Here is a 24437-nt window from a genome sequence, read left to right as displayed (position 1 = left end):
CGACAGCCGTGTGGGCAATCCCCCATCTGCACTCGGCTCTGGCCTCACTCCGGCAGGGCCTTGGCCTCGGAGCGGCGCGGATCCACCGCGCCGAGGCTGCCCTCCGCCGTGATTTCCACACTGTTGGCGGAACCCATGGCGCGGCTGCGCCGCAGGCTGTGGCCGCGGGCCGCCAGCAGCCTCAGGGTGTCGGGGCTGAAGCCCTCCTCGTGGGAGAGGCGATCGGGCAGCAGCTGGGCATGGATGCGGGGGGCGGCAACGGCCCCGGCCAGGTTGAGGCCGTGGTCGATGCGGTTGAGCAGCACCTGCAGCACGGTGGTGAGGATGCGGCTGCCGCCGGGGCTGCCTGTGGCCAGCCAGGGACTGCCATCGGGCCGGAACACCAGGGTGGGGCTCATCGAGCTGAGGGGCCGGCGGCCGGGGGCGATCGTGTTGGCGGCGCCCTGCACCAGGCCGAAGGCATTGGGGCTGCCGATCCGCGCCGTGAAGTCGTCCATCTCGTTGTTGAGCAGGAAGCCGGCGCCTGGCACGGCGATGCCGTTGCCGAAGGGGAAGTTCAAGGTGGTGGTGAGGGCCACCAGGCCTCCCTGGCGATCGGCCACGGAAAAGTGCAGGGTGTCCTCGCTCTCCGGCAGGGGAGGCGGGCCCTGCTGCACCGCCGCCGCCGGGCGATGGCGCTCCAGATCCAGGGCCTGGCGCTGGGCCTCCACATAGGCCGGATCCAGCAGCCGCTCCAGTGGCATGGCCACCTGGTCGGGATCGCCCAGCAGGGCGTTGCGGTCGCGGTAGGCCAGGTGCATCGCCTCAGCCATCCGGTGCAGGCTGGCGGCACTGTGATGACCCAGGCCGGCCAGGTCCATGGGCTCCAGGATCGCCAGCAACTGCAGGATCGTCACGGCGCTGCTGGGGGGCGGCGGCACCAGCACGGTGTGACCGCGGTAGCGGCCCACCAGAGGGCGCACCAGCACGGCCCGGTAGGCGGCCAGATCGGCCGCCGTGATCAGGCCGCCGCCCTGGCGCATCAAGGCGGTGAGGGCTTCAGCAGTGGGGCCGGCGTAGAAGCCCAGCTCCCCCTCGGCGGCGATGCGCCGCAGGCTGGTGGCCAGCTCGGGCTGGCGCAGCCGGGCGCCGGCGCGGGCCGCCGGCAGAAAGAGGCGACTGGCGGTGGGATCGGCCTGCAGCCGGGCGGCACTGCGGCTCAGGTCCTCAGCCAGGGCACGACTCACCACGAAGCCCCCCTCGGCCAGGGCGATGGCGGGGGCCATCACCTGCTCCAGGGGCAGGCGGCCGTAGCAGCGTTGGGCCAGCGCCAGGCCCGCCACCGACCCCGGCACGCCGGTGCTGAGCAGGCTGGCCGTGGCGCGCTGGCGGTCCACGCTGCCGTCGGGGCGCAGAAACAGGTCGGGGCCGGCGGCCTGGGGGGCCTTTTCCCGGAAGTTCACGGCCACGGCCGTGCCGCCGCCGATGCGCAGCTCCACTCCCGGCTCGCCGCCAGGCCCAGGGGTGGACCCAGGGGCGCTGCGGCCATCCAGGCAGCCGCGGCCCTCAGCCGGCGATGGACCCGGCAGCCACAGCACCAGAAAACCGCCGCCGCCAAGGTTGCCCGCCTGGGGTTCGGTCACCGCCAGAGCGAAGGCCACGGCCACGGCCGCATCCACGGCATTGCCCCCCTGGCGCAGCACCCGCACGCCAACAGCCCCGGCGATGGGCTCCTGGGCGGCCACCATGCCCCGGGCTGACCACACCGGCTGGAAGCGCTGGCCCCGCTCCTGCAGCACATTGGACGGTGCCACCGAGGCGCCACCCTGGGCTCCAGCCGCAAGGGGAACAGCCGCCAGCAGCGCTGCTGCCACGGGCGCCACGGCCAGCAGCGCCGCTCCCAGCAAGCCGCTCAGCCAGCCCTCGCGGCCGCGATCAGTCCGGTGCGCCATAGCCCCCACCTCCAGGTGTTTCGATCACCAGTCGATCACCGGGCTCCACCGCCACTTCGCAGATCCCGGCAAGCATCACCACTGTGCCGTCCTCCCGCTCCAGGCGGTTGCAGCCCACCCGGCCCGGCTGCCCGCCGGCCAGCCCCGCCGGCGCCACCCGCCGCGCGCCCGAGAGCAGCGACACCGTCATCGGGGCCAGGAAGCGCAGCTCCCGCACCACCCCGTCGCCGCCGGGCCAACGGCCGTGGCCACCGCTGCCGCGCCGGATCGCAAAGCGCTCGATCCGGATCGGCAGACGCTCCTCCATCACCTCGGGGTCCGTGAGGCGGGAGTTGGTCATATGGCTCTGCACGGCGCTGGCGCCGGCAAATCCCTGGCCCTGCAGGTCCCTGCCGCCGCCGGTGCCGCCGCAGATCGTCTCGTAGTACTGAATCTGGGCGGTGCCGAAGCTGAGGTTGTTCATCGTGCCCTGGGCCGAGGCCTGCACGCCCAGGGCCGCGAACAGGGCATTGGCCAGGGCCTGGGAGGTTTCCACATTGCCGGCCACCACGGCCGCCGGCGGGGCGGGATTGAGCAGGCAGCCTGGCGGCACCAGCAGTTCCAGGGGTTCGAAACAGCCGGCGTTGAGCGGAATCGGCTCGCCCACCAGGCAGCGGAACACGTAGAGCGCCACGGCTCGGGTGATCGCCAGCGGAGCGTTCAGGTTGCCGGGGTGCTGGGGGGAGGTGCCCCGGAAATCCAGCAGGGCCAGGCGCCGCTGCCGATCAAGGCGCACGCCAACCACGATGCGGCTGCCGTCATCGAGTTCGACGCAAGCCGAGCCATCCTTGAGGCGATCGATCACCCGGCGCACGGCCTCGGCGGCATGGGCCTGGCCATGGGCCATGTAGGCCCGCACTTCGGCCAGGCCCTTGGCCCGGATCAGGCCCGTGAGCTCCTCCACCCCCAGGCGGTTGGCGGCCACCTGGGCCTGCAGGTCGGCGAGCAGCTGGTCGGGCTGGCGCACCGGATGGGGCCCCTGATCAAAGCGCCGGCGCCAGGCCGTGATGTCGATCTCACCGCGGTGCAGAAACAGCAGGTTGTCGAGCCTGAGCCCCTCCTGCTCGATCGTGCGGCTGAAGGCTGGCATCGAGCCGGGGGTGATGCCGCCCACGTCGGCATGGTGGCCGCGGCAGGCCACGAAACAGCTGGGCGTCAGCGGGTCGCCGCCGGGGGCGAACACAGGGGTGATCGCCGTGATGTCCGGCAGGTGGGTGCCGCCTTGATAGGGGTCGTTGGCGAGCACCACGTCCCCCGGCTCCAGGCGGGGGCGCTCGCCTCGGGCGACGGCCGCCAGCAGGCTGGCCACGCTCTCGCCCATGGAGCCCAGGTGCACGGGGATGTGGGGAGCCGTGGCCACCAGCTGGCCAGCTGCATCGAAGACGGCGCAGGAGAAGTCGAGGCGCTCGCGGATGTTGAGGGAGCGGGCACTCTGCTGCAGGCGCGTGCCCATCTGCTCGGCGATGGCCACGAAGCGGTGGTGGTACAGCTCCAGCAGGGTGGGGTCTGCCCGTGTTGGCAGCGCTGGGGCGGACGCAGCGGCTTGGGGCAGAGAAGGGGCCTGGCCAGCGGCTGGGGCCTGCAGCAGCAGCGCCCCGTTGCTGAGCACCTCTCCAGACCAGCCTGCTTCCAGCACCGATGTGCTGGTGGGATCAAGCAGCACCGCTGGCCCCTCCAGGCGCTGACCGGGCCGCAGCTCAGCGCGGCGCCAGAGGGGCACCGGCTGCCAGCCCTGGACCTCGTCGAGCCAGAGTTTCGTCGTGGCACGGGGTTGCCCGGGAAGCTGGCCCCTGCTGGCGCCAGCTCCAGGGTCAGGTTCGGCCGCAGGGCCATCCGGGGCTGCCGGGGCTGCCTGGTCTGCTGCTGGGATCTGGCCTGGTTCCGGATTCCGGCCTGGGGGTGCTCCTGGCCCCCCGGCCGGCTCCGGCGGAGCCACCTCCACCAGCAGCCGCTGCACCACCAGCTCCGCCATCGGCAGCCCAGGGGAGTAACCAAAGCGCTGGCGATGCTCCTCGCTGAAGGCTGCCGCCAGCGACTCAGCGCTCTCACCAGGCGTCCAGGCCAACAGCAGGCCCTGATCGCGACCAGGTGGTCGCACCTCAAGGGAAAACCAGCAACGCAGCGGCCCCTCGGCGCTGGCCAGGTCACCGGCCTGCTCCAGGGCCAGGGCGGCCTCGTGGCGCAGGACCTCGGCCCGGCGCTGCAGCTGCTCCAGGCTGGCCGGCAGCAGCGGCAGCGCCATGGGGCACTCCAGCAGGCTGCGCTGCTCGGCATGGCCGATGCCATAGGCCGAGAGCACGCCAGCCAGGGGATGGAACAGCACCCACTCGATGCCAAGGCCCTCGGCCAGCCGGCAGGCGTGCTGGCCGCCCGCGCCGCCGAAGCTCACCAGCAGAGCTTGGCGGAGGTCGTGGCCCCGCTCGATCGACAGGCGCCGCACGGCTGCGGCCATGGTTTCCAGGGCGATGAGCAAGGCACCGGCGGCCACCTGCTCCGGCGTAATGCCGGGCGACACCAGCTGCATGGCCGCGGCCAGCTGCTGGAAGCGCTTGGCCACGGCCTGCAGGTCTGGGGGCTGGTCGCCGCTGGACCCGAACACCGCCGGTAGCGCTGCGGCGGGCAGCCGCCCGAGCAGCAGGTTGGCATCGGTGAGGGTGGCTGGACCATCCCGGCCGTAGGCCGCCGGTCCCGGGTCGACCCCTGCGGAGGAGGGGCCCACGCTGAGGCTCTGGCCGTCGAAGCTCAGGATCGAGCCGCCGCCAGCGGCCACGGTGTGGATCGGCAGCATCGGCGCCTGGAGGCGCAGGCCGGCCAGCTCGGATTCGCTCTGGCGCTCCCAGGCCAGGGAGCCGCGGCAGGGATCCCAGTGGAACACGTCGGTGGAGGTGCCGCCCATGTCGAAACCCACCACCGGCCCCAGGGGGGAGCCTGACGCCGCCATCGCCTCGCTGGCCACGGCCACCGCCCCCACCATGCCCCCGGCAGGACCGGAGAGGATGGTGTCCTTGGCCAGCAGCGTGCGGGGATCGGCCAGGGCGCCGCTGGAGCGCATCACCCGCAGGCGCGGCGTGTTGGCTTGGGCTGAGGCGTGGTTCTCGAGCGACTGTTGCAGCTGCTCCAGGTAAACCCGCAGCACGGGCGCCACCGCCGCCTCCACCAGAGTGGTGTGGCCTCGGGGCACCAACCGCGGCAGGGCGCTCAGACGATGCGAGAGCGCCACCTCCTGAAAGCCGAAAGGCTGCAGCCAGGCCTCCAGCTGGAGTTCGTGGATCGGCTGGCGGCAGCTGTGCAGCAGAGCCACCGCACAACTGCTGAAACCGTCGCTGCGGGCCTGATGCACCGCCTGGGCCAGAGCGTCATCGAGGAGGAGTGGCAGCAACTCCTCGCCGCTGGCGCCGAGACGCCCGGCCACTTCCACCACCCGCACCTCCAGAGGTCTGGGGCGCTGGATGGCCAGCGAAAAGATGTCGGGGCGGTGTTGATCGCCGATGGAGAGCAGGTCTGCAAAACCCTGGTTCACCAGCAGCATCACCGGCGCCCCGCCATGCTCGAGCAGGGCGTTGGTGGCCACGGTGGTGCCCAGGCGTACGTCCTCGATGGGGCCTGGGCCTGCCATGTCAGCCATTGCGGCCAGCACAGGGTCCCCCATTGGTCCACTCTGCAAGGAGAGCATCTTGCGCACGTGCAAGACACCCTCGTGGTCGCGGCCGATGACGTCGGTGAAGGTGCCGCCGCGATCGATCCAGAAGCGCCATCCCCGGGGAGCGGAGCCACTCTCAGCGAAAACCAAGGAACAGCAAGGAAACTGGATGAATCCCTAGTTTATCGATCGTCGAAGCCCCAAAGCTCAGGCTCACGGAATGTTCCCTGGCACATCAGGCCCTGGCAAATCAGGGAATGCCCCTGATCCATCAGTTGAGGATGTTCATGACCACCATTTTCGATGGATCAACACCAGGAATCATGAAGCGGCCATCACCCATGCGCCGCAGGTCTCTCTGGCGGACTGTGATACCAAGATTTTTCAGTCTGATGATGTCATTAGAGCCAAAATTTCTGACCCTAAAACGCTGCATATGAACCACTGGGTTTTTGGGAGTTGTATTTCTGAACACGAGAACATCGCGCGCTTCATCATTACGGAAGTCAACAACAGTATTGACCCTCTTGGTGATCGCACCAGCCTGAGGTCCCCAGACAAACCGATTTCGCCCACGTGTACCTCTGACGTCGTAGCTGGCCTGCATCATCCGGTCGAAACGAACGCCTGTGACGTCGTCCTTGCCAGACAGACTCACCTTGATTCGCGCGACAACAGGCTGCCCCTTCCAGGTGGAATTGCCGGAGAAACGGAGCACGCCCTTTCGATTGACTTTGCGATTGACCCATGAGGGCACGTTGCGAACTCTAAAAGTCATTGTTTAGAAAGTCAGAAAAGTTGTGGCTAAAGTGTTGAAGGATACTTAGGACGCCCTTCCAGGGACCAAGGGCATGCCAAGACCTAGAGATCAACTCTTAGAAATCGCCGTCGGATCGACCACAGATTTGCCGGCCCAACCAGAGCCTCCTGCGAGCCGGAGAACACCCCGACTGTTCTCACGCTTCCCCATCCAGGCTGGAAGTCCGCGGAGCTTCCTATCAGACATCGAAAAGCAACAGGTCTTGAACCTACAAGGTAACGAAAGCCACTGAGTTGTCGAGGTCGGACAGTCGATCAACTGGATCAGGATCCCGGATGGAATGCAGCCTTGACATCGCTCCTGCTAGATGGCAAGACAAGACGCGATCCAAGCCAACGGTGGGCACAAGCCTGGGCACAAGCCAACGCCGCCTAGGGGGCTTGCCAGATGCTTGGGTCAACGGTAGTTCTCGAACTGCAGCGGCACCTCCACCTCCTGGTCCCTGAGCAGCTGGATCGCCGCCTGGAGATCGTCCTTGCTCTTGGCGGTGATCCGCAGGCTCTCGCCCTGGATCGCCACGGACACCTTCTTGAGGTTGTCGCGCACCACCTTGCTGAGCTCCTTGGCCAGCTCCTTGCTGAGGCCCTTGCGCAGCTTCACCTCCTGCTTCACCCGGTTGCCGCCCACGGCCTCGGCGGTCTGGAAGTCGAAGATCTTGAGCGAGAGGTTGCGCTTGGTGGCCTTCTGGCGCAGCACGTCCTCCACCGCCTGCAGGGTCATGTCCGTGGCGGTGGTGATGGTGAGGCTGGTCTCCTCCAGGGCGATCTCGGTGGCCGAGTCCTTGAGGTCGTAGCGCTGGCCCACATCCCGGCGCACCTGGTCGAGGGTGTTCACCAGTTCCTGGCGGTCGAAATCCGAGACCACATCGAAGGAATAGGTGTCAGCCATGGACAGGGGAAGCGCGGGGTGCTGGTCTCAGCGTAGAAAACGGCCCTGGCGCTCAGCGCACGGCCACCAGCACCCGGTGCCTCGGGTCGCAGGCCTCCCCCCGCACCGCCTGGAAGCCAGCCTCGGCCAGGGCGGCCGGCAGATCGAGGCGGAAGTAGTCCTCCAGGTAGGGCTCGGTGCTCTTGAGCAGGGTGGCGATCGGGGCGGGCAGGCGGCGGATCACCGCCGAGCCAGGGTCCTGGTCGACCAGGGCGATCACCCCCGACGGCCGCAGCAACCGGAAGGCCTCAGCCAGTACGGCCCTGGTGGCGGCGGCAGGCAGTTCATGGCACACGAACTGCAGGGTGATCAGATCCATGCAGGCGTCCGGCAGGCCGGTGGCCTCGGCCGCCGCATGGTGCCAGGTGTGAATCTCCTGGCCGGCATCGCGCACCCTGGCCACGGCCAGCATCTCGGGCGAGAGATCGAGCCCCTGCACGTTCACCGCCGCCTGCTGGCGCTGCTCCAGCCAGTGCTTGAGGGCGAGGGTTCCCACCCCCACCGAGCAGCCCAGGTCAAGGGCGTCCCGCAGCGGGCGGCCCTGGAGGCTGGGTTCGATCGCCGCGAAGATCGCCTGCCGCAGACGCTGTTGGGCCTGGGACGGCGTGAGGGCTTCATCCGGCCAGACCCGCAGGGCCATGGCATCGGTAGCCTGCTCGGCTTCACAGGCCGCCTGCCAGCAGAGGTTGCCCTGCTGATAGGCGTGAAAGCGGGCCCGGTAGTAGGTGGGGGTGCCGGTGTGGGGGTTGCGGCTCGCCGCCAGCAGGGGCTGAGCCTGCTGCTGCAGCACCTGTCGGCGGGCTCGCCAGGCGATGCCGCGGCCTTCGGCAGTGCGGATGATCAGCCGGCGCGCCTGCAGGAACATCAATCGCCGCAGGGGCTCCACGGCCAGCAGCAGGGCGATCAGGCGCCCGAGGGGATGGCGGTTGTCGATCCAGTTGGGCGGAACCGCCGCTGACGCAGGCGAGGCAGCGGAAGCGGAGGAGGTCATGGCGTGCCGGAGCGCCGCCTGATCCTGGCCGAGGCGGCTGCGATCATGCTGGCGCAACCACCACGCGATCCCGGGCCACCATGAGCGTCACCATCGCCGCTGTTCCCCTGGCCTGGTCCCTGGCGCTGGCTGGGGCCGTGGTGCTGCTGAGCACGGTGCCCCTGGGGGCAGCCCGCTCCCAGGCCGACTTCAGCCTGGACGACCTGCAGGCGCCACGGGCCATGTTCGAGCGGCTGCCGGCCTGGGGCAAGCGCGCCAGCTGGGCGCATCAGAACAGTTTCGAGGCCTTCACACTGCATGCTCCCGCCGTGCTGCTCTGCCTGGTGGCGGGGGCCGCAGGGCCGGCGGTGGTGGCGGCGGCCTGGCTGCATCCGGCCCTGCGGCTGGCCTACCTGGGGGCCTACATCGGCAATCTGGCGCCCGTGCGGGGGCTGTGCTGGGCCTCCGGAGTGCTCTGCAGCGGCATCCTCTACGTGGCCGGGCTCAGGGCTGTGCTCGCCCTCGCCGGCTGATGCTGGTCAACGCATCAGGATCAGTCGAAATAGAGCAGGCTCACCACCTTGCCCATGTCTTCGGCCACCCGCACGCTGGCCAACAGCGTTTCACTGTCATGGAAGGCGTAGCAGATCAGCTGGTCACAGCGGGTGATGATGTCCTGATTGCAGAGGCTGCTGGCCATCGGCAGGGGCAGCTCGTCGTGCTCGGGCTTCTCGATCAGATGCAGCACCCGTTCGAGCTGATCGCGTGACTCACTGGGCTGGCGATCCAGGCTCTGGGGCAGCAGCACGGTGAGACGGGAGGGATCGATCTCCAGAACGCTGCGAATCACCGCGGCGTTCACACCCTGGGCCCCCGAGGTGATCAGATTGTGGCCCTCCTGGGCAAGGGAGCGCGCCATCACCTCCACCAGGTGGATCGACACCACCGGCACATGGCGGCTGCCCAGGATGGCGATCCTGCGCTTGCTGGTGTCCTGGAGCATGGCGAGCTCCTGAGCCAGGGTGTCGATCCGTTCGATGGAGGGAAGATCCAGGGATCGGGTCACCGCAAGATCGCAGGCTGCGCCATGAAACTAGCAGCGTTATTGCGCCATTGCGGGCAAGCGTAGGCGAGTGAAAAGACGCTCGAAATCGAAGTGTTCCTCCACCAGGCGCACCGCATAGGTGGCCTTGACCGCCTCATGCAGCCGCACGTGGCCAAAGGCCCGCTCGATCACTTCCACCGTGGTGAGGGTGTCGTGGTCCACCTTGAGGAGGGGCACATCCAGCTCCTCGGCGCGGGTCAGCAGCTGGGGCAGCGGGTCGCCCGCCCCGGTGAGGATCAGGCACTGGGTGGAGGCCTCCAGTGCAGCCAGCTGGATGTCGGTGCGGTCGGCGCCGGTCACCACGGCCATGTTGCGGCGGCGGCGGAAGAACTCCATCGCCGAATTCACGTTCATGGCCCCGATCGAAAGGGTCTCCACCAGCAGATCGAGGCGGTCACGGCAACAGAGCACCTGAGCGCCGAGACGGCGGGCCAGCTCCTCCACGGTGACGCTGCGCAGCAACGGACTGCGGGGCATCACCGCCAGCACCGGCAGGCCGAGCTGCTCGAGGGCGGGCACGATGTCCTGGCCGAGCTGGGGCACCATGGCGGGGTCCACGGCATTGAGCGCCACACCGAGCAGCTGATCGCCAAGGCGGGCCTTGGCCTCAAGCAGAGAATCCACGCTGCGGCTGTCGGTCCAGGGCTGCACCAGCAGCACCGGGGCGTCCAGCCCCCGGGCCAGCTGGGGCAGGCTGAGCCCGTAGAGCAGGCCTTCATGCAGGGTGCCGGCGGCCTCCAGCAGGGCCACACCGTCAAAGTCCTGCGCCAACCTCTGCCTGAGCTGGGCAAAGCCCACGCCGGGATCCAGATCCGCGGCCAACAGCCGCTGGCGGGCCACGGCGGGCTCCAGGGCATCGAGGGAGGGAATCAGCTGCTGCGACTCCAGCCCGAGCGTGGCCCCCACAAAGCGCACATCCGCATCCAGCAGCGGTTCGCCGGCTGGGGGAAGCTCCTCGCCATCAAGAGTGGTGGCCAGGGGCTTGCCGAAGTGAACCGCCAGACCCTGGCGGCGCAGGCGCCGAGCCAGACCGAGCACCACGGCCGACTTGCCACTGAACGGTTCACAGGAGCCGATCAGCAAGGTGGGGGCCATAGATCAACCTCGCCGAGGGCTGCCGGTTTCGTCAATCTAGGGCTGTCCAGGAGCTCGCCTGCAGAGTTCTGCATTCCCGTGGTCGTGCCTTGATGGCCCCTTCAGCTCCGCGCTCCCAGCCCCCCACGGTGGCGATCACCGGGGCGAGTGGATCCCTGGGCCAGGCGCTGCTGCGCCAGTGGCACCGCCGCGGCGCCCGCCTGATCGCCCTCAGCTCGGGGCCGGCCCGCCTCGACCTGCGCGACAGCGCCGGCCGGCCGATCCCGCTCCAGCAGGTGCTCTGGCAGGTGGGCGAGGAGCAGAAGCTGGGCCCGTTGCTTCAGGAGGTGGACGTGCTGGTGCTCAACCACGGCATCAACGTGCATGGCTGCCGCTCCGAGCAGGCGGTGGCCAGCTCCCTGGAGGTGAACGCCCTGAGCAGCTGGCGCCTGCTGGAGCTGTTTGCCACAGCGACGGCCGAGCGCGGGCGGGGGGGAGCCAGCAGGGAGCGACCACGCCCGGAGGTGTGGGTCAACACCTCGGAGGCCGAAGTGCAGCCGGCCCTGAGCCCGCTCTATGAGATCAGCAAACGCCTGATGGGCCAGCTGTTGAGCCTGCGCTCGCTGGAACTGGGCGACAAGCTGCGGCTGCGGCGCCTGGTGCTGGGGCCCTTCCGCTCCGACCTCAACCCGATCGGCGTGATGCCGCCCGATCTGGTGGCGGCCCTGGTGCTGCGCCAGGCCGAACTGAACTGGGGACTGATCATCGTGACCCCCAACCCCCTCACCTACGTGACAATGCCGCTCTCGGCCCTGGGCCGCTGGCTCTACTTCCGGGCCTTCAGCCGTCCTCAGGCCAGTCCCTGAGGCTCAGAAGTCGCGGTCGGTGAGGATCTCGCAGCCATCGGAGCTCACCACGATCGTGTGCTCCCACTGGGCCGAGAGGCTGCCGTCCACGGTCACCACGGTCCAGCGGTCCTTGAGGGTGCGGCAGGCCTTGCTGCCGGCATTCAGGATCGGCTCCACCGCCAGGGTCATGCCGGCCCGCAGGGTCATGTTGGGCAGATCGCGGGTGCGGTAGTTGAACACCGAGGGCTCCTCGTGCAGGTTGCGCCCCACGCCGTGGCCGGTGTAGTCCTCCACCACCGCGTAGCCATGGGCCTCCACGTGGTCCTGCACGGCGCCGGCGATATCCAGCAGGGTGTTGCCGGCCTTGATGTGGGCGAGGCCCTGCATCAGCGCTTCCTGGGCCACCCGGGCGAGGCGCCGGGCCGGTTCAGGCGTCTCCTCGCCCACGCAGAGCGTCACGCAGCTGTCCCCGTGGTAGCCCTCGAAGTAGGCGCCCGTGTCCACCTTGAGCAGGTCGCCCGCCTTGATCACCCGTCTGGCGCTGGGGATGCCGTGCACCACCTCGTTGTTGATCGAGGCGCAGATGCTGGCTGGAAAGCCGTGGTAGCCCTTGAAGCTGGGCACGGCGCCCATGGCCCTGATGCGGCTCTCGGCATGGGCATCGAGATCAGCGGTGGTCATGCCGGGAGCAGCCATCGCCATGATCTCGCGCAGCACGGTGGCCACGATGCGGCTGGCCTTTCGCATGGTGGCGATTTCCCGCGCCGATTTCACCTCCACGCCACGGCGGCTCTTCTGGATGCGTGGCCCGGCCTGCACCAGGGGCGAGGGGGCGGTGGTGGCGCGGGTGCTGGCCAGCAGATCGGCAAACAGGTTCATTCGGATCGGCGGGGACGGGCACGGTTACCGCTGATTCTGGCGGGCCCGGGCCTCCATGGAGATCCGGCCCCATCTACGGCAGCGGTCCCATCATGGGGTCCGTTGCCGGCAGGCCTTCGGTCCGCCGCCCTGCCAGCCCCCAAGCGCCCTCCGCACCGGCTCAGCGTGAAACCGTCCCAGGCGGAACCCTCCCAGGCGAAGCCGTCCCAGCCCAGGCCCTCCGCGGCGCTGCTGCCGCGCCTGCGCCAGGCCCATGCCGCCGTGGCGCCGCTGGTGCTGCTGCCCCTGCTGCTCACGGTGTCCACAGGGGTGTCCTACCGGCTGCTGCGCGACTGGGCCGGCCTGGGCCGCGACCAGGCCCACGTGCTGATGCTGTTGCACGAGGGCGAGTGGTTGAAGCAGTGGTTCGGACCCAACGGCGAGACCATCTATGTGCTCTTCAACGGTCTGGGGCTGCTGTGGATGCTGCTCAGCGGTGGCGCCATGGCCGTGCAGCGGCTGCAGCGTCAGCTGAATCGCACGGGAGGGTGACCCCCAGCCCGTACACTGGTGGTTTGGCCAGGCGACGCGGAGTTGAGATGGCGGTTGAGGACACCCAGGACCAGCAGATCCAGGACGACACCAGTGAGGAGGCAGAGACCGTGACAGCAGAGGCCACGGTGACGCCAGAGGCAACAGCCGGGGCTGCCGCCCAGGTCACCACGGGCAAGCTCAGCGCCTACGCGCTGATGCAGGCCTTCGAGAACGAGCAGCTCAAGAGCGACCTGCCTGAGATCTACGTGGGCGACACCGTCAAGGTGGGCGTGCGCATCCGTGAAGGAAACAAGGAGCGGGTTCAGCCCTACGAGGGCGTCGTGATCGCCAAGCGTCACGGCGGCCTGCACGCCACGATCACGGTGCGGCGGATCTTCCAGGGCGTGGGCGTGGAGCGGATCTTCCTCCTGCACAGCCCCCAGGTGGCTTCCGTGAGCGTGGAGCGACGCGGTAAGGTGCGCCGGGCGAAGCTGTTCTACCTGCGCGATCGGGTGGGGAAAGCCACCAGGGTCAAGCAACGCTTCGACCGCTGAAGGATTCTCCGCAAGGAGGTTCCGGTCGGTTTCGTCAATGTCTCACTGGGGACATCGGCCCTGCGCCGTTAGTTCAGTTGGTAGAACGCAGGTCTCCAAAACCTGATGTCGGGGGTTCAAGTCCTCCACGGCGCGTTCGATGTCCCCACCTGCTGTTTCCTGGTTCCGGACATGGAGTTGGATCTACAACCCGGTGATGTCGTCAAGGTGCTCGAGTCTGCCGCTCTGGGCTGGGTTCGGGCCCGGGTGATCCGGGTCAAATCCGGTGGCCGGGTGGTTGTACAGAGTGATCAGGGCCGCGAATTCACGGCCCGCGGCAATCAGGTGCGCCTGATCGAGCCGGCAGGCTTTCGTCCCTGAGCCTGCCGCCCTGGCCCACAGCCTGCTGGTCCCCTCACCTGTTGACGTTGGGGCCAGTGATCACAGATACTTTCAAGGTCGAGATCCGGCCTGAGCGCTGGGGACCTTGGTCCTCTCCGCCCAGCCAGCCACCGCGACCACGCCAAGGGTCAGATCACCCGATGGCCCGCCAGGGTCCTTGACCTGTTTGGGACTGTAGTTCAACCGGTTAGAGCACCGCCCTGTCACGGCGGAAGTTGCGGGTTCGAATCCCGTCAGTCCCGTTTCCCCTCCACTGGTCCTGCTCCGGCCGGTGGTTCCCATGGAGTGCAGCAGGTGACTTCAGCTGGCGCGGTACGCGTTCGTCTCGCCCCCAGCCCCACCGGCACCCTGCACATCGGCACAGCCCGCACGGCGGTGTTCAACTGGCTGTTTGCCCAGCACCACGGCGGCCGCTTCCTGCTGCGCATCGAAGACACTGACCGCGAGCGCAGCCGTCCCGAATTCACCGCCAACATCCTTGAGGGCCTGCGCTGGCTGGGCCTGGACTGGGACGGTGAGCCGGTGATCCAGAGCCAGCGGCAGGAAGCCCACCAGGCGGCCATCCAGCAACTGCTGGACTCCGGCCATGCCTACCGCTGCTACGCCAGCGAGGCCGAACTCACCGCCATGCGCGAGCTGCAGGCGGCCAGCAAGCAGGCCCCCCGCTACGACAACCGCCACCGCTCGCTCAGCCCCGAGCAGCAGCAGGCCTTCATCGCTGAGGGGCGGGAACCCGTGATCCGCTTCCGCATCGACGACGGCCGCAGCATCGGCTGGAACGACCTGGTGCGCGGTGCCATGCGTTGGGCCGGCGCAGACCTGGGCGGCGACATGGTGATCGCCCGCCGCGCACCGGCCGATCGGATCGGCCACCCCCTCTACAACCTGGTGGTGGTGGTGGACGATGCCGCCATGGCGATCAGCCACGTGATCCGCGGCGAAGACCACATCGCCAACACCGCCAAACAGCTGCTCCTCTACGAGGCCCTGGGCCTGGAGCCCCCCGTGTTCGCCCACACCCCGCTGATCCTCAACCAGGCCGGCAAGAAGCTCTCGAAGCGCGACGGCGTGACCTCGATCAGCGATTTCCAGGCCATGGGCTACACGGCGGCGGCCCTGGCCAACTACATGACGCTGCTGGGCTGGTCGCCGCCGGAGGGCATGGGCGAGCGCTTCAGCCTGGAGGAGGCGGCGCGGGTGTTCGGCTTCGAGCGGGTGAACCGGGCCGGGGCCCGCTTCGACTGGGACAAGCTCAACTGGCTCAATGGCCAGGTGCTGCACGAGCAGGGACCGGAGGGCCTGCGGCAGCAGCTGCTGCCCCTGTGGGCGGCGCGGGGCTGGCCAGCGCCAGGGAACGACCAGGCTGCCGAGGCCCAAGCCGACCCCCACTGGCAGCGCGAGCTCTGCGCCCTGATCGGCCCCTCCCTCACCCTGCTGCAGGACGGCGTCGACCAGGCCGAGCCCTTTTTCTGTCTGCCGCCTCTGCAGGAGGCCGCCAGCCAGCAGCTGGAGGTTCCCGGCGCCAGGCAGAGCCTGACGGCCCTGGAGGGGCTGCTGCCGGAAGGGATGCTGGAGGCCGATCAGGCTCAGGCACTGCTCACGGCGGCCGCCAAGGGCGCCGGCGTCAAGAAAGGGGTGCTGATGAAGAGTCTGCGCGCCGTGCTGCTGGGCAGCCTGCAGGGCCCCGACCTAGTGGCCACCTGGCTGCTGCTCCACCGCAGCGGGGAGGATCGGCGGCGGATCGCCCGCGGCCTCTGAGGCGGCGCCGGCCTTGGGCTTTTCACTGCCTGACTGATTGAGGCCGAGCCAGCTCACCAGGGGGCCTGCGCTCAAGCCCTGCAGCCCCACCGTGAGCAGGATCGTGAGGAACACCAGGCCCTGCAGCCGGCCGGCACCCACCACGCCCGCCTGCTCCAGGCGGATGGCGAACAGGCTGGCCACGGCGGCGGTCACGATGCCTCTGGGCGCCAGCCAGCTGAGCACGGCCTGCTGAGGCAGGCTGAACCCCATCCCCCAGGTGGCCAGGGCGATCGACAGGGGGCGCAACACCAGCATCAGGCTGAGCACACAGGCCACGCCACCCCAGCCCAGCGGGCTCAGCTGGGCAAAGCTCACGTCGGCGGCCAGCAGCGGAAACAGCATCGTGATCGCCAGCCGGGCCAGCTGGCGGATCAGGGCGTCGAGCTCGGCGGCATCGCTCTCAAGCCGTCGACCCACCACCACCCCGGCGGCCACGGCGGCCGGCAGGCCCGACTCGGCCAGCACCTGCTCGGCACCGGTGAACATCAAAAAGAGGGTGCCGAGGGTGAGCTGCAGCCTCAGTGGCTCGGTGCTCGGCTCCACCGGCAGGCGACGCAACACCTCCGCCAGCAGCCAGCCACAGGCGGCCCCCAGGGCCACACCGCCCCCCAGGCGCAGCAGCAGGCCCGTGGCCAGTTCGCGCCAACCGTGCAGGTTGCCGAGCACCAGTTCCAGCAGCAGCAGGGCGAGCACGGCCCCGATCGGCTCCAGCACCAGCCCCTCCCCCTCCAGCACTTCGCCAAGGGGGGGGCGCAGACCGATCTGGCGTACCAGCGGGGTCACCACCGTGGGCCCGGTGGCCAGCACGATGGCGCTGAACACCGCTGCCAGGGGCCAGTTGAGGCCGGCCAGGCCATGGCCCAGCAGCAGCCCACCCACCAGAGCCAGCACCAGGCGCACCCCCACGATGCGCAGCACGGCCTGGCGGGTGCCGTCGTCCGGCAGGCGCAGGTTGAGGCCGCCATCGAACAGCACCAGGCTCACGAACAGGCCCACCACGGTCTCGAGGCCATCGCCGAGGTCGAGGGGCTCCACCAGGCCCAGGCCAGCCCGGCCGATCAAGAGCCCGGAGCTCAGCAGCAGCACCACCCCGGGCAGACCCGTGAGCCAGGCCAGGGCCTGGGCCACGGCGCCGGAGAACACCGTCACGCCCCAGAGCAGGCCCAGTCGCTCAGGGGTCATGCATCATCAGCAGCGCTGAACCGCGGTTCCACATGGATGCCGATCACGGCGGAGGGGCGCACCACCAGGTATTCCCCTTCGAGCTCGGAGATCGGCACATTCACAAAGGTGTCGGGCGCCGTGGCGGTGAGCAGGCCGCCATACCACTCCTGAAAGCCCTCCAGGCGCGGGAACATCACCGTCTGGGTCTGGCCGCCGCTGAGGTGGAGGTGAACGGCATAGCGCCGGGGGATGCGGGACATGGCAGAGGAGATCACCGGCAAGGCGTGTGCCCAGGATGGCCTAGCGGAGGGTGGATGGCAGGCTGGGGCTTGGAACGATCAGGACAGGCGTGGCAGCAGCGGAACCCGACAGCGCCAGGCCGCTGCTGCTGTTGATCGACGGCCATTCGCTCGCCTTCCGCAGCTACTACGCCCTCACCAAGGGGGGCGAAGGGGGGCTGAGCACCCGCGAGGGGGTGCCCACCTCGGTGACCTACGGCTTCCTCAAGGCCCTGCTCGACCACTGCAAGGGCCTGCAACCCCAGGGGCTGGTGGTGGCCTTCGACACCGCCGAGCCCACCTTCCGCCATCAGGCCGACGACACCTACAAGGCCCATCGGGATGAGGCCCCCGAAGCCTTCTTCCAGGACCTCGCCAACCTGCAGACGATCCTGCAGGAGAGCCTGGACATCCCCCTGTGCATGGCCCCGGGCTACGAGGCCGACGACGTGCTCGGAACCCTGGCCAACCAGGCGGCCAACGAAGGCTGGCGGGTGCGCATCCTCTCGGGCGATCGCGATCTGTTCCAGCTGGTGGATGACAGCCGCGACATCGCCGTGCTCTACATGGGCGGCGGCCCCTACGCCAGGAACAGCGGCCCCCTGGAGGTGCGCCGCGAGGGGGTGGTGGCGAAGCTGGGCGTGACGCCCGAAGAGGTGGTGGACCTCAAGGCGCTCACCGGCGACAGCAGCGACAACATCCCAGGGGTCAAGGGCGTGGGTCCCAAGACCGCGATCAACCTGCTGGCGGCCTACCAGCACCTCGATGGGATCTACCAGGCCCTGGCGGAGCTGGAGCAGGGCGGCGCCAAGGCGAAGGACCCCAAGGGAGTGCTCAAGGGGGCTCTGATCGGCCGCATGCAGGAAGGCCGCGACAAGGCCTACCTGTCTCGCATGCTGGCCGAAATCCTGGTGGACATCCCCCTGCCGCAGCCGCCGCGGCTGCGGCTCGGGGCCGTGGACTGCGACGCCCTGCGCACCAGCCTGGAGGAGCTGGAGCTGCACAGCCTGGCCAGGCAGGTGGAGCGCTTCGCGGCGCTGTTCTCGGCGGAGCCGCCCGCCCCTGAAGCCACGCCAGCCGGGGCCAGCGCTGCTGCAAGCAAGCCAGCGAAGCGTGCAACCCTCGGCAAAGAGCAGGCCTCTCCGCATCCCGAGCCTTCTGGCGCCCCCCACTCGACAGGATCGGAGCAGCCTGGGTCGCTACCAGCGGATTCCGAGCCACAGGACAGGCAGCAGAGCGAACCACCCGCCCTGGTGCCGCAGCTGATCACCACTGCCGAGGCCCTTGCAGAGCTGGTGGAACGACTGCAGGGCTGCAGCGATCCCCAAAGTCCCGTGGCCCTCGACACCGAAACCACGGCCCTGAATCCGTTTCAGGCCGAGCTGGTGGGGATCGGCGTGGCCTGGGGGGAAGGAGTCGCCGAGCTGGCCTACATCCCGATCGGCCACCAGGCCGCCATCGCTGACGATCTGCTCAGCCCGCCACCGCCCCCCCCGGTCCAGCTGCCCCTGGAGCAGGTGCTCACGGCCCTGGCCACCTGGCTGGCCAGCCCAGGCCACCCCAAGGCGCTGCAGAACGCCAAGTACGACCGGCTGGTGCTGCTGCGCCACGGCCTGGAGCTGCGCGGGGTGGTGATGGATACCCTGCTGGCGGATTACCTGCGCGATGCCAACGCCAAGCACGGCCTGGAGGTGCTGGCGCAGCGCAACTTCGGCTTCACGCCCACCAGCTATGGGGAGCTGGTGCCCAAGGGCGCCAGCTTCGCGGCTGTGCCGATCGAGGCAGCCGCCCACTACTGCGGCATGGATGTGCACGTGACCAGGCGGCTGGCGCCGCTGCTGCGCCGGGAACTCGAGGCCCTGGGCCCGGCCCTGCCCGCCCTGCTGGATCAGGTGGAGCTGCCCCTGGAGCCGGTGCTCGCGCTGATGGAAGCCACGGGCATCACCATCGACACCGCCTACCTCAAGGAGCTGGGGAGCTCCCTGGGCACCACCCTGGAGCGCCTGGAAGCCGAGGCCAGAGCCGCAGCGGGGGTGGACTTCAACCTGGCCAGCCCGAAGCAGCTGGGGGAGCTGCTGTTCGACACCCTGGGACTGGAGCGCAGGAAGTCGCGGCGCACCAAGACGGGCTGGAGCACCGACGCCACCGTGCTCGAAAAACTGGAGGACGACCATCCCGTGGTGCCCCTTGTGCTGGAACACCGCGTGCTCAGCAAGCTCAAGAGCACCTACGTGGATGCCCTCCCCAGCCTGGTGGAGCCGGAAACGGGCAGGGTGCACACGGACTTCAACCAGGCGGTGACGGCCACCGGCCGGCTCAGCAGCAGCCATCCGAACCTGCAGAACATCCCCATCCGCACGGAGTTCTCCAGGCGGATCCGCAAGGCCTTCCTGCCCCAGGAGGGCTGGACGCTGATCAGCGCCGACTACTCCCAGATCGAGCTGCGCATCCTCACCCATCTCTGCGGCGAAGAGGTGCTGGTGGAGGCCTACCGCAACGGGGACGACGTGCACGCCCTGACGGCGCGGCTGTTGCTGGAGAAGGAGGAGGTGAGCAGCGAGGAGCGGCGGCTGGGCAAGACGATCAACTTCGGCGTGATCTACGGCATGGGAGCCCAGCGCTTTGCCCGGGAGACCGGTGTGAGCCAGGCCGCCGCCAAGGACTTCCTGAGCCGCTACCGGCAGCGCTACCCCAAGGTGTTCGCCTTCCTGGAACTGCAGGAACGGCTGGCCCTCAGCCGCGGCTATGTGGAGACGATCCTGGGGCGGCGGCGGCCCTTTGCCTTTGATCCGGGCGGCCTGGGCCGCTACCTGGGTAAAGACCCGCTGAGCCTGGATCTGGAGCTGGCCCGCCGCGGCGGCCTTGAGGCCCAGCAGCTGCGGGCTGCGGCCAACGCGCCGATCCAGGGCTCCAGTGCCGACATCATCAAGCTGGCCATGGTGCAACTGCAGGGGCGTCTTGAGCACGAGGGCCTGCCGGCCAGGCTGCTCCTGCAGGTGCACGATGAACTGGTGCTGGAAGCCGCCCCCGAGGCCGCTGAGGCGGTGCTGGCACTCACCCGCCGCACCATGGAGCAGGCCATGCAGCTCAGCGTGCCGCTGGTGGTGGAGACGGGGGCTGGCCCGAACTGGATGGAGGCGAAGTAGGACGGATCTCGCCCTGTCGCTGCGGCAAGGCGTAGAGCTTTTCCTCAATCAGGGGACTGCCGCAGGCGAGATTGATGGCCCGTTTGATGGCGGAACGCCGATCGTTGAGGCGGTAGATGCTTCGGGCCAGCTCCACGAAAGAGGCGCCGAAGTCCTGGGACCGCTCCTTGGCACGGATGCCGTCCTCAGCCTCCCACAGCTGGGTATTGACAGCCTGGAGCTGTTGCTGGAGATCGGTAGGCACAACCAGGGGGGCATCCGCCAAGACCGCCTCCAACAACTGATGCTCCTGACGGACGTGCTCGAAGGCCGCTCCTTCGAGGTGGTTGAGTTTCAACTCAAGGATGGAGAGTTTGTCGATCAACTCACCCACGGATACCGGGATCTGAATCAAGGAGTCCATGGCCACAGAGTAGGCACAAAAAAAGGCCACCCGTTCTTGGGTGACCTTTTGATCATCGGAGCAAAGCACAAAAAGTTTTACCTGGCATCGACCTATTTTCTCAGGGGGCTTCCCCCCAACTATCGTCGGCGCTGCAGCGTTTCACAACCGAGTTCGAGATGGATCGGTGTGGTTCCACTGCGCCATGGACACCAGGATAGAAGACTCATCATGGAGCCTTCTGCTTCTTGTCTTGCTCTCAGGTTGAACCCTGAGAACTGCATAGGTTAGATCAGCTCCAGACAACCTTGATGGTCATCTCTTGCTCATCCTCTGGAAACAAGCTGTTAAGAGCTCGAGTTGATGGTCAAGCCCTCGGTCTATTAGTACTCCTCCGCTTCACACATTACTGCGCTTCCACGTAGAGCCTATCAACGGGTGTTCTTCCCGTGACCTTACTGGGTTAACCCATGGGAATACTCATCTTGAGGTGGGCTTCCCACTTAGATGCTTTCAGCGGTTATCCTCTCCGCACATGGCTACCCAGCGTTTACCGTTGGCACGATAACTGGTACACCAGAGGTGCGTTCCTCCCGGTCCTCTCGTACTAGGGAGAAATCCTCTCAATATTCCTGCGCATGCACCGGATATGGACCGAACTGTCTCACGACGTTCTGAACCCAGCTCGCGTACCGCTTTAATGGGCGAACAGCCCAACCCTTGGGACCGACTTCAGCCCCAGGTTGCGATGAGCCGACATCGAGGTGCCAAACCTCCCCGTCGATGTGAACTCTTGGGGGAGATCAGCCTGTTATCCCTAGAGTAACTTTTATCCGTTGAGCGACGGCCCTTCCACGCAGAACCGTCGGATCACTAAAGCCGAGTTTCCTCCCTGTTCGACTTGTAGGTCTCACAGTCAAGCTTGCTTCTGCTTTTACACTCGTCGGCTGATTTCCAACCAGCCTGAGCAAACCTTTGCGCGCCTCCGTTACCTTTTAGGAGGCGACCGCCCCAGTCAAACTGCCCACCTGATACTGTCCAGCCCCCGGATAACGGGTGGCTGTTAGAACTCTAGCTCGGAAAGAGTGGTATCTCACCAGTGGCTCACCATCACCCACAAGCAATGGTTCATAGCCTCCCACCTATCCTGCGCATTCCGAGCCCGAGCACAATACCAAGCTACAGTAAAGCTTCATAGGGTCTTTCTGTCCGGGTGCACGTAGTCCGCATCTTCACAGACAATTCTATTTCGCCGAGCCTCTCTCCGAGACAGCGCCCAGATCGTTACGCCTTTCGTGCGGGTCGGAACTTACCCGACAAGGAATTTCGCTACCTTAGGACCGTTATAGTTACGGCCGCCGTTCACCGGGGCTTCAGTCGCTAGCTTCGCTTACGCTGACCAGCTTCCTTAACCTTCCGGCACTGGGCAGGCGTCAGCCCCCATACATCGTCTTGCGACTTAGCGGAGACCTGTGTTTTTGGTAAACAGTCGCCTGGGCCTCTTCACTGCGACCACCTTGCGGTGGCACCCCTTCTCCCGAAGTTACGGGGCCATTTTGCCGAGTTCCTTAGAGAGAGTTATCTCGCGCCCCTCGGTATTCTCTACCACCCCACCTGTGTCGGTTTCGGGTACAGGCCATCATGCCTTAACGGGTATAGGGCTTTTCTTGGAAGCTTGACGTCACCCACTTCGCTGCCGTAGCAGCTCGTACTCACGCCTCAGCTCAGGATGTTTTCTCCACCCCTCAACGCCTCGAACGCTTGAACCAGTAACCAACGTCTGGCTGGGCTAGCCTTCTCCGTCCCCCTTCCCAAAACATGACAGGTACAGGAATGTTAACCTGTTGTCCATCGACTACGCCTTTCGGCCTCGCCTTAGGTCCTGACTAACCCTCCGCGGACGAGCCTGCCGGAGGAACCCTTAGGGTTTCGGGGCATGGGATTCTCACCCATGTTTTCGCTACTCAAGCCGACATTCTCACTTCCATGCAGTCCACGCCCGCTTACGCTAACGCTTCACCCCACATGGAACGCTCCCCTACCACTTGATTGTTCCTAAGAACAATTAAATCCGCAGCTTCGGTACAATGCTTAGCCCCGTTCATTTTCGGCGCAGGATCGCTCGACCAGTGAGCTATTACGCACTCCTTTGAGGATGGCTGCTTCTGGGCAAACCTCCTGGTTGTCTGGGCAATCCCACCTCCTTTATCACTCAGCATTGATTTGGGGACCTTAGCTGGCGGTCTGGGCTGTTTCCCTTTCGACCATGGAGCTTATCCCCCACAGTCTGACTGCCTTGCTACACACAGGGTATTCAGAGTTCGTCTCGATTTGGTACCGCTCTCGCAGCCCGCACCGAAACGGTGGCTTTACCCCCCTGCTGGAGCACAAGACGCTACGCCTCAACGTATTTCGGGGAGAACCAGCTAGCTCCGGGTTCGATTGGCATTTCACCCCTAACCACAGCTCATCCGCTGGTTTTTCAACACCAGTCGGTTCGGACCTCCACTTGGTATCACCCAAGCTTCATCCTGGCCATGGTTAGATCACCCGGGTTCGGGTCTATAAACACTGACGATCGCCCTATTCAGACTCGCTTTCGCTATGGCTCCACCATTCCCGGTTTAACCTGCCAGTGCCTATAAGTCGCCGGCTCATTCTTCAACAGGCACACGGTCACCCGATCAGTCGGGCTCCCATTGCTTGTAAGCTCACGGTTTCATGTTCTATTTCACTCCCCTCCCGGGGTTCTTTTCACCTTTCCCTCGCGGTACTGTTGCGCTATCGGTCACACAGGAGTACTTAGCCTTACGAGGTGGTCCTCGCGGATTCACACGGAATTTCACGTGCTCCGTGCTACTCGGGATTCAGCTAGGCCAGTTTCGTTTTCGGTTACGGGGCTTTCACCCTCTATGGCGCGCCATTCAAACGCTTCTCCTAACGTCCCTGGTCCACGTTGCTGTCCCACAACCCCGATGCTCGAAAGCATCGGTTTAGGCTCTTCCCCGTTCGCTCGCCGCTACTGAGGGAGTCGTTTTTACTTTCCTTTCCTCCAGCTACTAAGATGTTTCAGTTCGCTGGGTTGGCTCGCGCCACCCTATGGATTCAGGTGGCCGTTCTAGGGGTTGCCCCATTCGGAAATTCCCGGATCAATGCGTGTTTCCAGCTCCCCGAGACTTATCGCAGGTAACTACGTCCTTCATCGCCTCTGTGTGCCAAGGTATCCACCGTGAGCCCTTTGTAGCTTGACCATTTCATCTCCCAGTGCTTCAGGCTGTTGAGGCCTATTCTCTCAACATTCACCTGCTCCCTTGCGGTTGCGGTTTGAATGAAGGATCAAACTCTTCACTCCTCGGCGGAGTGCTAAGAACACTGGAAGTTCTCGGCTCTTAACTTCATAGAATTGATTTGATCTCATCTGGATCTTTCAATCCATCTGAAATCAAACATCCATGAGATGCTTTATTTCCAGATTCACCTATGCAGTTGTCAAGGTTCTTCGCCAAACCCTCAGCCACTAAAACATCTAAAATGCTCTAGCCACTGGGAGTCCAGCATCATGCCACCACCTGAAACGATGGAGGCATGAGGCTGGAGTCGCGCTTGGGCTCACACCAATACCGGTTTACCGATACTGGCTTGTTACCGATACTGTCTTGGTCACGTCTCCCTCAGGACTGATCTCCTGTTTCTGAGAACTACTCTGAGAATTGATCTGAGAACTAGTCTGAGAACCTACACTTGAATGGAGGTTAGCGGACTCGAACCGCTGACATCCTGCTTGCAAAGCAGGCGCTCTACCAACTGAGCTAAACCCCCAGACATGAATGGGCCATCCTGGACTTGAACCAGGGACCTCACCCTTATCAGGGGTGCGCTCTAACCACCTGAGCTAATGGCCCAGGAGATTTCCAAACCGATCACCCGGCTTGGGCTTACCCTCAGGGGGGTGACCTAGACAACGTTTAGGAACTGAAAAAGGCTTC

18 protein-coding genes, 4 tRNA genes and 2 rRNA genes are annotated in these 24437 nt (G+C 66.4%); 9 read left to right on the top strand and 15 right to left on the bottom strand.

The features are described 5' to 3' along the window. Positions 1–44 precede the first annotated feature (44 nt). The 5 genes from ggt to CyaNS01_RS04225 form a co-directional block, all read right to left on the bottom strand. Positions 45–1931: a gamma-glutamyltransferase gene (gene ggt, locus CyaNS01_RS04245; RefSeq protein WP_186699125.1), complete on the bottom strand. Its 1887-nt coding sequence runs from the start codon at positions 1929–1931 to the stop codon at positions 45–47. Beyond that, the gene (locus CyaNS01_RS04240) at positions 1915–5760 is read right to left on the bottom strand and encodes a hydantoinase B/oxoprolinase family protein (protein ID WP_225875793.1); all 3846 of its coding nucleotides are present in this window, start codon (positions 5758–5760) and stop codon (positions 1915–1917) included. The genes ggt and CyaNS01_RS04240 overlap by 17 nt, the downstream gene beginning before the upstream one ends. A gap of 121 nt (positions 5761–5881) precedes the next feature. Beyond that, positions 5882–6328: a hypothetical protein gene (locus tag CyaNS01_RS04235; RefSeq protein WP_186699123.1), complete on the bottom strand. Its 447-nt coding sequence runs from the start codon at positions 6326–6328 to the stop codon at positions 5882–5884. A 498-nt stretch (positions 6329–6826) separates the two neighbouring features. After that, positions 6827–7318, bottom strand: a complete 492-nt coding sequence (locus tag CyaNS01_RS04230) for a YajQ family cyclic di-GMP-binding protein (RefSeq protein ID WP_186699121.1) — start codon at positions 7316–7318, stop codon at positions 6827–6829. A 52-nt stretch (positions 7319–7370) separates the two neighbouring features. Further along, entirely contained in the window at positions 7371–8348 is a 978-nt protein-coding gene (locus CyaNS01_RS04225; protein ID WP_186699119.1) for a class I SAM-dependent methyltransferase, read from the bottom strand. 80 nt (positions 8349–8428) lie between these two features. Here CyaNS01_RS04225 and CyaNS01_RS04220 point away from each other — a divergent pair, with 80 nt between their 5' ends. Continuing rightward, positions 8429–8860, top strand: coding sequence for an MAPEG family protein (locus CyaNS01_RS04220; RefSeq protein WP_186699117.1), 432 nt, complete (start codon positions 8429–8431; stop codon positions 8858–8860). A gap of 20 nt (positions 8861–8880) precedes the next feature. Here CyaNS01_RS04220 and CyaNS01_RS04215 read toward each other — a convergent pair whose 3' ends face one another. Then, complete coding sequence (locus CyaNS01_RS04215; protein WP_186699115.1) at positions 8881–9393, bottom strand: DNA-processing protein DprA; 513 nt, start codon at positions 9391–9393, stop codon at positions 8881–8883. A 36-nt stretch (positions 9394–9429) separates the two neighbouring features. Next, on the bottom strand, positions 9430–10527 hold the full coding sequence (locus CyaNS01_RS04210; RefSeq protein WP_186699113.1) for a phosphotransacetylase family protein: 1098 nt from the start codon (positions 10525–10527) through the stop codon (positions 9430–9432). A 92-nt stretch (positions 10528–10619) separates the two neighbouring features. On the opposite strand from CyaNS01_RS04210, the gene CyaNS01_RS04205 reads away from it, so the two are divergent. After that, positions 10620–11372 (top strand): NAD-dependent epimerase/dehydratase family protein, encoded by a 753-nt coding sequence (locus CyaNS01_RS04205; RefSeq protein ID WP_186699111.1) that lies wholly within the window; start codon positions 10620–10622, stop codon positions 11370–11372. A gap of 3 nt (positions 11373–11375) precedes the next feature. Here the strand turns inward: CyaNS01_RS04205 and map are convergent, their stop codons facing one another. Continuing rightward, positions 11376–12233 carry a type I methionyl aminopeptidase gene (map, locus tag CyaNS01_RS04200; RefSeq protein WP_186699109.1) on the bottom strand — a complete coding sequence of 286 codons (858 nt, stop codon included), beginning with the start codon at positions 12231–12233 and terminating at the stop codon, positions 11376–11378. A 228-nt stretch (positions 12234–12461) separates the two neighbouring features. On the opposite strand from map, the gene CyaNS01_RS04195 reads away from it, so the two are divergent. From CyaNS01_RS04195 to gltX, 6 genes are all read left to right on the top strand, one after another. Further along, positions 12462–12764, top strand: coding sequence for a peptidase (locus CyaNS01_RS04195; RefSeq protein WP_186700225.1), 303 nt, complete (start codon positions 12462–12464; stop codon positions 12762–12764). 47 nt (positions 12765–12811) lie between these two features. Further along, positions 12812–13300 (top strand): 50S ribosomal protein L19, encoded by a 489-nt coding sequence (gene rplS / locus CyaNS01_RS04190; protein WP_225875792.1) that lies wholly within the window; start codon positions 12812–12814, stop codon positions 13298–13300. Between the two features lie 62 nt (positions 13301–13362). Further along, a tRNA-Trp gene (locus CyaNS01_RS04185) sits at positions 13363–13435 on the top strand. Positions 13436–13471: 36 nt separating this feature from the next. After that, positions 13472–13660: a hyperconserved protein Hcp gene (locus CyaNS01_RS04180; RefSeq protein WP_006043540.1), complete on the top strand. Its 189-nt coding sequence runs from the start codon at positions 13472–13474 to the stop codon at positions 13658–13660. A gap of 189 nt (positions 13661–13849) precedes the next feature. Further along, a tRNA-Asp gene (locus tag CyaNS01_RS04175) sits at positions 13850–13923 on the top strand. A gap of 52 nt (positions 13924–13975) precedes the next feature. After that, complete coding sequence (gene gltX / locus CyaNS01_RS04170; protein ID WP_186699107.1) at positions 13976–15439, top strand: glutamate--tRNA ligase; 1464 nt, start codon at positions 13976–13978, stop codon at positions 15437–15439. Here gltX and CyaNS01_RS04165 read toward each other — a convergent pair. Next, positions 15371–16663 (bottom strand): cation:proton antiporter, encoded by a 1293-nt coding sequence (locus tag CyaNS01_RS04165; protein WP_186699105.1) that lies wholly within the window; start codon positions 16661–16663, stop codon positions 15371–15373. The genes gltX and CyaNS01_RS04165 overlap by 69 nt on opposite strands. Continuing rightward, the gene (locus CyaNS01_RS04160) at positions 16660–16905 is read right to left on the bottom strand and encodes a hypothetical protein (protein ID WP_186699104.1); all 246 of its coding nucleotides are present in this window, start codon (positions 16903–16905) and stop codon (positions 16660–16662) included. Before CyaNS01_RS04160 ends, CyaNS01_RS04165 begins: the two co-directional genes overlap by 4 nt. An 89-nt stretch (positions 16906–16994) precedes the next feature. On the opposite strand from CyaNS01_RS04160, the gene polA reads away from it, so the two are divergent. After that, positions 16995–20069: a DNA polymerase I gene (gene polA / locus CyaNS01_RS04155; protein ID WP_186699102.1), complete on the top strand. Its 3075-nt coding sequence runs from the start codon at positions 16995–16997 to the stop codon at positions 20067–20069. Here polA and CyaNS01_RS04150 read toward each other — a convergent pair. The 5 genes from CyaNS01_RS04150 to CyaNS01_RS04130 form a co-directional block, all read right to left on the bottom strand. Next, on the bottom strand, positions 20011–20472 hold the full coding sequence (locus CyaNS01_RS04150; protein WP_222934199.1) for a DUF6165 family protein: 462 nt from the start codon (positions 20470–20472) through the stop codon (positions 20011–20013). The genes polA and CyaNS01_RS04150 overlap by 59 nt on opposite strands. A gap of 79 nt (positions 20473–20551) precedes the next feature. Further along, positions 20552–20668 (bottom strand): 5S ribosomal RNA (rrf, locus tag CyaNS01_RS04145). Positions 20669–20814: 146 nt separating this feature from the next. Beyond that, a 23S ribosomal RNA gene (locus CyaNS01_RS04140) occupies positions 20815–23702 on the bottom strand. Positions 23703–24197: 495 nt separating this feature from the next. Beyond that, positions 24198–24270 (bottom strand) — tRNA-Ala (locus tag CyaNS01_RS04135). 9 nt (positions 24271–24279) lie between these two features. Next, a tRNA-Ile gene (locus CyaNS01_RS04130) sits at positions 24280–24353 on the bottom strand. Positions 24354–24437 lie beyond the last annotated feature (84 nt).

This window comes from Cyanobium sp. NS01 (assembly GCF_014280235.1).
In the GTDB taxonomy this organism is placed as follows: domain Bacteria; phylum Cyanobacteriota; class Cyanobacteriia; order PCC-6307; family Cyanobiaceae; genus NIES-981.
The sequence above is the reverse complement of the archived record's forward strand: the minus strand, read 5'-3'. Positions and strand labels throughout refer to the sequence as shown.